The 10,054-nt window shown below is 60.2% G+C and carries 10 protein-coding genes; 1 reads left to right on the top strand and 9 read right to left on the bottom strand.

Features of this window, described 5'->3' with window-relative positions; all coding sequences use genetic code 11:
- Positions 1–157: 157 nt before the first annotated feature.
- From AB0P23_RS25165 to AB0P23_RS25205, 9 genes are read right to left on the bottom strand one after another with little or no spacing between them, the layout of a single operon-like run.
- On the bottom strand, positions 158–844 hold the full coding sequence (locus tag AB0P23_RS25165; RefSeq protein WP_008720385.1) for a hypothetical protein: 687 nt from the start codon (positions 842–844) through the stop codon (positions 158–160).
- A gap of 48 nt (positions 845–892) precedes the next feature.
- Complete coding sequence (locus tag AB0P23_RS25170) at positions 893–1,852, bottom strand: MlaD family protein (protein ID WP_008720383.1); 960 nt, start codon at positions 1,850–1,852, stop codon at positions 893–895.
- On the bottom strand, positions 1,849–2,886 hold the full coding sequence (locus AB0P23_RS25175) for an MlaD family protein (RefSeq protein ID WP_363799759.1): 1,038 nt from the start codon (positions 2,884–2,886) through the stop codon (positions 1,849–1,851). The genes AB0P23_RS25170 and AB0P23_RS25175 overlap by 4 nt, the downstream gene beginning before the upstream one ends.
- The gene (locus AB0P23_RS25180; protein ID WP_008720378.1) at positions 2,886–3,938 is read right to left on the bottom strand and encodes an MlaD family protein; all 1,053 of its coding nucleotides are present in this window, start codon (positions 3,936–3,938) and stop codon (positions 2,886–2,888) included. The genes AB0P23_RS25175 and AB0P23_RS25180 overlap by 1 nt, the downstream gene beginning before the upstream one ends.
- On the bottom strand, positions 3,932–4,927 hold the full coding sequence (locus AB0P23_RS25185; protein WP_008720377.1) for an MlaD family protein: 996 nt from the start codon (positions 4,925–4,927) through the stop codon (positions 3,932–3,934). Before AB0P23_RS25185 ends, AB0P23_RS25180 begins: the two co-directional genes overlap by 7 nt.
- Positions 4,924–5,931 carry an MlaD family protein gene (locus tag AB0P23_RS25190; RefSeq protein ID WP_008720376.1) on the bottom strand — a complete coding sequence of 336 codons (1,008 nt, stop codon included), beginning with the start codon at positions 5,929–5,931 and terminating at the stop codon, positions 4,924–4,926. Before AB0P23_RS25190 ends, AB0P23_RS25185 begins: the two co-directional genes overlap by 4 nt.
- Positions 5,928–6,965: an MlaD family protein gene (locus AB0P23_RS25195; protein WP_032370846.1), complete on the bottom strand. Its 1,038-nt coding sequence runs from the start codon at positions 6,963–6,965 to the stop codon at positions 5,928–5,930. The genes AB0P23_RS25190 and AB0P23_RS25195 overlap by 4 nt, the downstream gene beginning before the upstream one ends.
- Before the next feature lie 8 nt (positions 6,966–6,973).
- On the bottom strand, positions 6,974–7,837 hold the full coding sequence (locus tag AB0P23_RS25200; RefSeq protein WP_008720373.1) for an ABC transporter permease: 864 nt from the start codon (positions 7,835–7,837) through the stop codon (positions 6,974–6,976).
- 10 nt (positions 7,838–7,847) lie between these two features.
- Positions 7,848–8,555, bottom strand: a complete 708-nt coding sequence (locus AB0P23_RS25205; RefSeq protein ID WP_317549896.1) for an ABC transporter permease — start codon at positions 8,553–8,555, stop codon at positions 7,848–7,850.
- 576 nt (positions 8,556–9,131) lie between these two features.
- Between AB0P23_RS25205 and AB0P23_RS25210 the strand changes: the two genes are divergently transcribed.
- A complete protein-coding gene (locus AB0P23_RS25210) occupies positions 9,132–10,025 on the top strand; it encodes an IS3 family transposase (protein WP_363799762.1) in 894 nt (297 codons plus the stop codon).
- Positions 10,026–10,054: the final 29 nt, after the last annotated feature.

The following is a 10,054-nucleotide window of genomic DNA, read 5'->3' on the forward strand; positions in this document are numbered from 1 at the left end:
ACTGACCCGATCGAGGGGCACCCGCCACCCGAAGAGATCACCCAACTCCTCACCGGCGTCGACCCCGCCGACATCTCCGACATCTGCGACCGCGTCGAAGAATGAGTACCGTCCTGCATCTTGCTCTTCGTGGAACTCCTTCTGCGGAGCAGCCGTCTCATTCAGCTGGGCTATAGTCCTGAATCTGCCAGCCCTGGGCGGTTTTCGCCACGACCACCTTCAACAATGTCGGCAGTTCACTCGGTTGTGGATTCTGCACGTTCTGCGTCTTCTGGCTCGCGAAGACCATCACCGTGTATTCTCCGTCGGCGTCACCGGTGACGCTGGTGGCCAGAACGCGTCCCGACGCCTGCACCTGGGCCTGCTGGATAATCTGGGTCAGCGTCGGCCGAACCTCGTCGTACCGCTTGACGAGCGCCTCACCCGCGTCCTCTTTGACTGCCGCGAAAAAGGCGTCGGTGTTCTGGTAGCTGTAGGTCAGGGATCTGGTCGTGTAATCCGAGGCGGCCTTCGCCGCGGCGGCCCGTTGCGCGGCGTCGTTTTCCAATACCGACTTCGCTTCGTCGGCCTCGAGGTAGAGGTAGGCGAACACGCCGGCCAGCACAGCGAGCACCACGATCACGGCCGAAACCACCACGGCACGTGATCGCGGCAATGCTGACCAGCGGTGCCCACCTGGCGAGGGGGGGTCGACGTCGCTGTCTCTAGCCCCAGCCGTGGCTACGGCGGACGCGGCTGGGGCGTTTTCGTCCAGCAGTAGATCGCCATCCGGCGTCGCTGCTGCCGCGCTGTCCTCGACCTCAGTGGGCTCGGGGTGCGGTTTCGTTCGGTCGTCATTTGTCATGTGGGACCTTCTGTGTACTTACGGTGACAGTCGCTTGCGGACGGGTCGTCACCGTGGCGGCGACGACACGGTGACGGGGACCTCGGCGCGACCTGGTCGCGACGCCGGGAAAGTTCGGCCGAGGAGGTCGCCGATCGACCCGAAGTCGACGTATGTGTCCGCGACCTTCTCGGTCGCCGGTTTCACCGCCCGGGTGATCGTCAGCAGATCCGGCTGCAGGATCTGAATATAGCCGTTGAGCTTTTCCACAAGCTTCAACACGGGAGGCCACTTGTCGTACGAGGTGGTTGTGAACCTGATGAACGCCCGTTGAATCCGCGCCAGCCCGTTCACGGCGTCAGGGGTGCGCACAGATGCCGTACTGAGGACGTCCCCGGCATTGGACAAGAGGCCGAGCAGGAACTCGGCGTTGTCCGCGGTCACCCGGACGGACCCATCTTTGCCGACGAAATCGACTAAACGGTGCATCATGTCGCCGATCGTGTCGAGGTCTTCCTGCCGTCCGGCGACGGCCTCGGCGACGGTCTTGTTGATGGACTCGATCGATTCCGGGTCGAGCCCATCTGCCACTGCAGCCAACTTTGGCAACACCTGGGGAACCGATTGCGACACGTGCACCGCGTCCGCGGGCACCACGTCTCCGTTATCGAAGTACCCACCGGTGGCCGTGCCCGCGGGCACGAAGTTGATGTACTGTTCCCCCGCGAGCGACAGATTCTGGATAGACATCTCGCTGTCCTGGGGGATCTTGTGGTCGGAATCGATCGTCATCACGACCTTAATTGCCGAATCCGCGACGTTGATCGAGGACACCTTTCCGACGGGTACCCCCCGCACCATCACCGGCGATGTGTCCAGCAGACCGCCTGAACTGTCGATGATGGCGGTTAACGAGTACTCGGAGCGGGTGGGGTTGATGTGTGCCACGCCGACGACGAGGTAGCCGAGCCCTACGACGAACACGACGGCGAGAGCCAGTATCGATATGAGCGTGCTGCTGCGGTTCACGGCATCATTCCGATTGATCTCAACACGGTTATGAAGGATTCGGCGTCACGCCGCGCTAGGTCCCGACCATCGATGGAGATGTCCGAGAGATTAATGTCGGGCGACCGCACGAATGGAATGAGTTTGTCGCGGATGACGCTCGTTGCTCGCTCCGTGACGGACTTCGAGTAGATGTCGGAGTTGGCGATCGAATCCATCACCGGGGCGATCCCGGCCACTGACTCCTTTATCCGTAAGTACTCCGGATCCACGATCCTGCCCGCGGACACAGCGAAATCACGCAAGTTGGCGATGAGTAACGCGACCTCGATCAGGGAGTAGCCGAGACCAGAAAAGTTGCGTCCGCCCTTGGTCAGCATCCGGTCGATTCCCGACGGATCGTCCAAGATCACTTTCAGAGTCTGATCCGCCGACCTCAACACTACGTCGAGTTTGTCGGTATTCGAGGAGACCTCCGAGACGGTCTCCAGCGTTGTCCGATACAGGGCGTCGAATTGCTGCAAATCCTTGGGGAACGTGGTGTTCAATGTCGAGATCGCGGTGTGGATCTTGTCGAGCTCACCGCCGCCGAGGACATTCGACATCCCGCGCATGACGTCCTCGACATTTGCTGCCGGCTCAGTCCGTGCCAACGGGATCACCGAACCCGACCGCAGCAAGGCACCCGTCGACGGCTCGGCTGGGGGAAGGATGGCAACGTAGATCTCACCAAGGAGAGTGTCCTGACGCAGCTCAGCCCGCGATTCGCCCGGCAGCTGAGTCGTGTTGTCGATGCGAGCTTTCACGACCGCATGCCCGTTCTCGTACGTGACATCTTCGACGACTCCGACGCTGATTCCCCCCGAGAGAACTTTTGCGAGGGCCGGCAAGTTGAGTGCGCTGGTGAACTCCATCTGGATGTCGTAACCGTCCGCGTCGGAGGTCGCTATCGTCGGCGGATTGTCGGCGTTGATCCCACACGACGTCACGAAAACTATCGTTGCCATCAGTGCGACCACCATGGGTCCGAAGCATGCGCGATTGACCGAGATCATCAGGCCCCTCCCCCCATCATCCCTGCGATCGTCCTCGATACATCGCTGGACCCGCAGACTCCGTTTGCCACCGGCGCGGCGCAGCCACCGACCAGGCTTCGCAAAGGCAGCGACACTGCGAACGCCTGCACAATTGACTTGGCATCGGGGTGTTTCACGATGAGGTCTGCCGTGCGGGCTGCGATCGCTACCACCATGTCCGGCTGCTCTCCCATGTCGGCGATGAGCGGAACGGCAGCATCACCGATCGCGAATATCGGGGGACCGAAATCCGTTGCGAACCTCGAGAGGATCGGAACGAACGTCCCCGCGTACTCGACTGCCGCGCCGAAGGTCTGGCCGAACGCGATGATGACCTCGATGGCACCTACGAAGTTGTCGAAGAGGGCGGTCACCTCTTTGTCGTTCTCGGTTGCCACCCCCGTCAGTGCGGCGAGGTTCCCGACGATGCTGCGAATCTGCATATCCCGCTTTGCCGGGTCGTCGATGAGCGTGGCAGAGTCCTTGATGATCCCGGCCACGTCACCCTGCGTTCCTTCTAGATTGCGGGAGACGAGCTCGAGGGACTGCAAGATCGCGTCGGTGTTCCTGCCGTTGTCCTTGACCAGTTCCTCGGACAAGTTGCTGATCGAGTCGAGCGTCTGACTGATTCCCAGCGGGGTTCTCGTCTTACTCAACGGAATGCACTGATCCGTCTCGTATCGGGCTCCATCAGAGTACGGCTTGGTGAACTCGATTTGACGTTCGGTCACGATGGATGTCGACACCAGAGTCGCGCCGACGTCGGCGGGCAGCAGAACGCTCTTGTCGATCCGCATGTCGATCCTTACACCGGACTGATCACTATTCTGGTGCACCCCGACGACGCTGCCTACCTTCTTGCCGAGCATGGCTACTGGGTTGCCTTCGAAGAGGCCCGATGCATCGGTGAACTCTGCACACAGGGAGCGCGTGTCGTCGGACACCCTCCCCCCTATTTCCACACTAGCGACCACCACAACCACCACCACGGCGATCAGGAGCAACAGTTTTCGGATCCATGTAGTCAACATTTGTCGTCACCACTCGGAATGCACACACGAACCTCTGGTTCTGTGGTAGTCGACGCACCGACCGGCGCCTGGAGGAGGACGCCGAGGCGCTGAGTGATCTGATCAACCTGGGTTAGGGCATCGGAGTAGCCTGGAAGCTCTGTCGACACCTTGTCGAGGAGCGTCTTGTATTGTTGGACAGACGGTTCGATTCCATCGCTGTAAGCCACGAGCGGCCTCGTGAGAAGTTTGAACAGACGCCTGAGAAGGTCGAACCCGCCGCGGACGTTCTCGATATCAGGTCCCAGCGTACTGGCAAGGAAGCTGAGTTGACGGAGAAAGTCGACCAGCACCTGTTTTTGATCGGCGAAAGCGTTGACGTATTCATCGGATAGAGCGACCGCTTTGTCGAGCTGACCGTACTGTCGCTCTAAGAGTTCCATCAAACTGCTGGTGTTCCTCAGTGCGTCGGGAATGTTTGTGTTGCCGTCGGAGAACGCATTCTGCAGCAGCGACGCAGTCTGACGGAGATCGACGCCCTTTACATCGCGGAACACCGGCGTCGTCGTCTCGAGCGTGTCCGAAATGTCGTAGGTACTCGATGTCTGAACAAGGGGGATCGCCCCCGACAGCGAGGTCGGTCCTGACCCTGGGTCCAGATCGAGAACTCGCCCGCCGATCGGCGTGATCAGGCGAACCGCTGCGGTGGCATCCGAACGGACTGGCACTGAGCCGTCGAGTCGAAATTCGACTGTGATAAACGTTCCCGCGAGGTCCACCGACGACACCGTTCCCTGTCTTATCCCCGCTATACGCACCTGATCACCCGACTCCAGCCCTCCGGTGTTGACCAGTTGAGCCGAGTACACCTTTTGGCCGGGCGGTGCGATATACACGGTCCCGGCGATTACCAGACCGACCACCACGGTCACCACCACCACAGCGGCGACGATGAGGTCGCGTCTGCGTTCGGACTGGTGATGCGGTCGATTTCGACTGAACAACCTCACTTACACACCACCAATCGTTGCCCCATAAGCGCAATCGTAGCTGTATCCGGCAGGGGCAGAAGGCCTTTCGAACATCGTGCCTCACTCGGCGTGGATTTCGTCGAAGCGTTCAGCGAGTCCATTAGAGGCTTGAGCAGTACCGCGCCATTCAGCAGCCCCTCCAACTCCCCGGGTTCTCGCCTCAGACGCTGATAGATCGTCGCGAAACTCTGGTCGTACGTTGACTCAAGTTGCTCCCCGGCGATGACAGTTTTCTCCATGGACCGGTTGACCTCGCCCAGCGACTCCCGCAACCGGTCACTCACGCGGCTGAAGGCGTCGACGATCGATCCCAGCTGGTCGACGAGCTCGACCAGCTGCGCCGAGCGGCCTTCGAGTTGGTCGGAGACCTGGCCTAGACTCGTCACGATATTCGTGATGATCTCAGACCGTTGGTCCCCGTAGGCGGTGATGTCGGCGACCTGCTCCAGAACAGGCGATATACCCCTTCCATCACCTTGAGCAACGCGCAACAAGTTGGACTGCAGTTCATTGATCTCGTCGGCGTTAAGCGTGTCGAACACCGGCTTGAACCCGTTGAACAAGGTGGACACATCAAATGAGGGAACGGTCTTGTCGAGCGCCACCTGTGTGAGCGCCGCCCCCTGTGTCTTTCCCTGTGCCGCACCGATCAATTCGACATATCGCTGTCCGAGAAGATTCTGATAACGCACGGCGGCGGTGGTGCTCGACGTGATCGCGACGTCGTTGTTCAGTTGGAAATGAACGACCGCGGTGGGCCCTTTCAGGCCGATCGCCGTCACATAACCGACCTTTACTCCCGCCAAACGCACACCGTCGCGAGGCTTGAGCCCAGATGCATCGGAGAAAACCGCAGACCGTTCAGAACTCGCTCCGTCCGAGCTGGGTTCGAGGATGGCGATGATCACGTAGGTGAGAACGCCGATGACTGCGGCGAACGCGACGATCTTGACGATGGTGGGAATTAACGACTTGAGCTTCATCTTCTCGGTCCTCCTGCTGCAAGCGCGCTCTGCAGCGCAGGTGACGTCTGCACTACCAGGGCGACCTGAAGTTGTACTCGCTCGCCGACTTGCGGCGTGGCGTTGTCGATGCTGTCCAGGATCTGCGGGATGGTGTAAATGGTCTGCGCGAGTCCCGATGCCGATCTGGCGACCGGCCTCGCCAGATCGAGGCCGACGTCCAGTACCGAACTCAACGCCGGGTAGTTTTCGCTCAACAGTCCTCCCAGTCCCCCGAACAGAACCTCGCCGGTGCTGTTGAGGTTGCCTGTGGCCTGTTTGATGGCCTCGTCGGTGGCGAAGAAGTCAGCGACGTCGACGTTTATGAGGATGCCCGGAACGAACGGCGTCATGAAGTCGGCAACGCCCTGGGACAGGTCTGCCGCGATCGCCAAATCCTGGCCCACTGGCCGCTGTTGAACGTCCCGAGTGAGCTGCGCGATCTGGAACATGAGCTGGCCGGCATCGGCAAACGTTTGGGAATCATCGACGACAAACTTCACCACAGAATTGAACGCCGGCTGATCGAGAGCATCGACCAGCTTCGAGAGTTTTCGAATCAGGGTCGATACCGAAGTGTGTTCGGACTGCAGCTTGCTCACATAGACGCTGCCGCCATCACGGATGAGGACTCCCCGCCCGGGGTCGACAATCTCCAGTGCCGTCGGCCCCAGCGCGCTGGCGGACGTGTAATTCACGGCCATGCCCTGACGCAACCGGATGTCGTCGTTCACTCCGGTGAGCTCGATTTTCACATTTACACTTTGGTCGCGCCCCGACACCGAGGACACCTTGCCCACCGTGAAGCCCCGATACTTCACCTCCGATCCGCCCTTCAACCCGTCACCAACCGCGTCGGTGGTGATCGTCACTGTCGTGTTGTCTTCATATTTTCCGGTCGCGTTGCCCGCCAGAAGATAGCCGGCAACCGTCACTACGACGAGAACCCCGATCCCGCGCAGGGTCAAGTTCGCCAGTGAGGGCGCGCGTCCTGATGGATCTTGAAATACAGCCACTTGAACTCCTAGCCCGAAATCTTGACGCCCGAATCGAAGCCCCACATCAACAGGGTTAAGATCATGTCCTCCACGACGATGATGATGAGACTGCTGCGGATCGCTCGACCAGACGCGCGGCCGACGCCTTCTGCTCCGCCGCTGGCGTAGTAACCCTGGTAGCTGTGGATGATGACGACCGACACCACGAAAACGAGGACCTTGATTACTGAGAACGCCAGATCCTGCGGTTTGAGGAACGCATCGAAATAGAAGTCATAGGTGCCACCCGACTGGCCGTGTAGAAGGATGACGACCAGCTTGGCCGCGCCGAAACTGAGTATCAGCGTTACGATGTAGAGGGGGATGATGGTAGTGATCGCCGCGACCACACGCGTGCTGACGATGTACGGAATCGGCCGCACCGCCATCGACTCGAGCGCATCGATCTCTTCGGCGATACGCATCGAACCTATTTCCGCAGTGAGGCGACAGCCGGCCTGGGCTGCGAAACCGATCGCGGCGATCATCGGTGCCAACTCTCGAGTGTTGGCGTATGACGAAATGAATCCCGTAAGAGACCCCATCCCGACCAGGTCTAGCGAGGCGTAGCCCTGGATGCCGATGGACGCCCCGACAGCCATTCCGAGAATCACAAGCACGATCGCGGTACCCCCGCCGACCAGTACAGCGCCTCGTCCCCAGGCAAACTCCTGTATGAATAAAAACGTCTGTCGTCGATAGGTGGTTGCGACGTGCCGAATTCCGGCGACGGTGTCGATGGTGAATGTTGTAATGTGCCCGAGCTGCGCGGGGACCTCAGCGAGTGGTGTCACAGCACGCACGATCGGACGAGTAACAAAAGTATAACGGGTGGATGGTACTGCGGTCACGTGTTCTCCGTCATCCGATGGTCTGCGGGACGAACATGATGGTCAGTTGGGTGATGAACACGTTGATGACGAAGCACGCCACTACCCCTAGGACCACGGTGGCGTTGACAGATGTGGCCACACCTTTGGGGCCACCTTTCGTGGACAGGCCCCGATGACACGCGATTGTCACGACCACGAGACCGAACACCACTGACTTGATCAGCGCTACAAGGATGTCCGCCGATGATGCGAACGACGCGAACGATGCGACGTAGCTCCCCGGCGTGATGCCCTGGACGTTGACGCTAAGGATGTAGCCTGCCACGAGACCGGTAAACACGATGAGCATGCATAACATCGGAGCGACGATGAGAACCGCGACGAATCGAGGTGCGACGAGTCGACGTGTCGAATTGAGTCCGAGCGTCTCCATGGCATCGATTTCTTCACGGACGGTGCGTGCGCCAAGGTCAGAGGCGATGGCCGACCCTGCCGCACCACCGAGCAGGAGCGCGGTGACGATCGGTGCCCCCTGCTGAATGATCCCGAGTCCACCGGCAGCTCCGGCGATAGATGTGGCCCCGACCTGCTGGGTTAGACTTCCGACCTGCACCGAGACGATGACGCCGAACGGAATCGCGACCAGGATCGCTGGCAACGTCGTTACGGTGATGACGAACCACGTCTGTGTGACAACCTCCCGAAACGGAAACCGTCCGGTGACAATATCGCGCACGGCCCACCGCAATGCCTGGCCGGCGAGGGCAATCGAATTTCCAAAGGTCACAAGACTGGCTGTCGCTCGACCAGCAATTTCTGTATAGATACTGGTTCTCCTCTTCTGTCTGCGCAGCTCGTCGCGATAAGGTGTTCGCACAGTATCAGGTACGTGCAGTACCTGGTACATGGTTTCGGGAACTTCCGTCGAATTAATCAGCTGAGAGGTTGGCGTGTCCCCAAGTGAACGGAGCCATCTCGATTTAGAGCCTTGTTGCCCGTGAGCTGGGCGGATAGGACGATGGAAAACATGGCTGGACGGAAACGCAACTCTGCCGAGGACATCGTGCGCGAGCTGCGCCGTGCCGACGAACTGACCGCTGCGGGCAAGACGCAGGAGGAGATCGCGGCGGAGCTCGAGGTGTCGGCGTGTCGGCGGCGACGTTGTACAACTGGCGGCGTCAGTACGCCGGGATGGACACCGATGCCGCGAAGGAACTCAAGGAGCTTCGCGAGCAGAACGGCAAGCTCAAACGGCTGCTCGCCGAGGCCGAGCTGGAGAAGGATGCACTGCGGGAGGTAGCACTGGAAAATTCTGAGCCCAGCCGCCAAGCGCCGCGCCGTCGACGTGCTCGTGAACACCATGAGTCTGTCGAAACGACTGGCGTGCAAAGCTGTTGGGCTTGCCCGCTCCACGTACGCACGAACACCGATCGCCGAAACACCCGCGGACCCCGACGCAGCCCTGAGGGCCGCGTTGCGGACGTACGCAGGCTCGCATCCGCTGTACGGCTTCCGTCGCGCCTGGGCGCATCTGAGGCACGACGAGGGCTTGTCGGTGAACAAGAAGAAGGTGCACCGGCTCTGGAAGGAGGAGGGTCTGCAGGTTCGGATCTATCATCCGCGCAAACGCGCCGGCATCAGCTCCTGCCCGCAGATCGAAGCAGATGCTCCGAAAGTGGTGTGGGCTATGGAATTTCAGTTCGATTCGACCGTCGATGGGAAGGCGATCAAGATCGCCTTCGATGATCGACGAACACACCCGGCAGTCCCTGTTGAACATTGTGGAGCGCTCGATCACCGCGCAGGGCTGACCGACGAGCTCGACAAGACGTTCGCGCTGTGGGGCGGGCCACCGTTGGTGCTGCGAATGGACAACGGTCCAGAGTTCATTTCTCATGTGCTGCAACAGTTCTGCCGAGATCGGGTCGGTATCTCCTACATTCCGCCGGGGACGCCGTGGAACAACGGACACATCGAATCGTTCAACAATCGGCTACGGAAGGAATGCCTGAACCGCAATCACTGGACGAGCTTGCTCGAAGCGAGGGTGGTGATCGAGGACTTCAAGGACGACCACAACCATCGACACCGGCACTCATCACTCGGCTACCTCACGCCGTCCTGGGGGTCCCTCCCGCTTGCGGGGGCGTACGCTGCCCACTGCACCCACAACCACCAACCGGTCGACGGCTGCGACGTCGACTGAATCAATCACACCGTGGATCTAGAACACGG

It is taken from the genome of Rhodococcus sp. NPDC077669, from assembly GCF_040686915.1.
GTDB lineage: Bacteria > Actinomycetota > Actinomycetes > Mycobacteriales > Mycobacteriaceae > Rhodococcoides > Rhodococcoides fascians.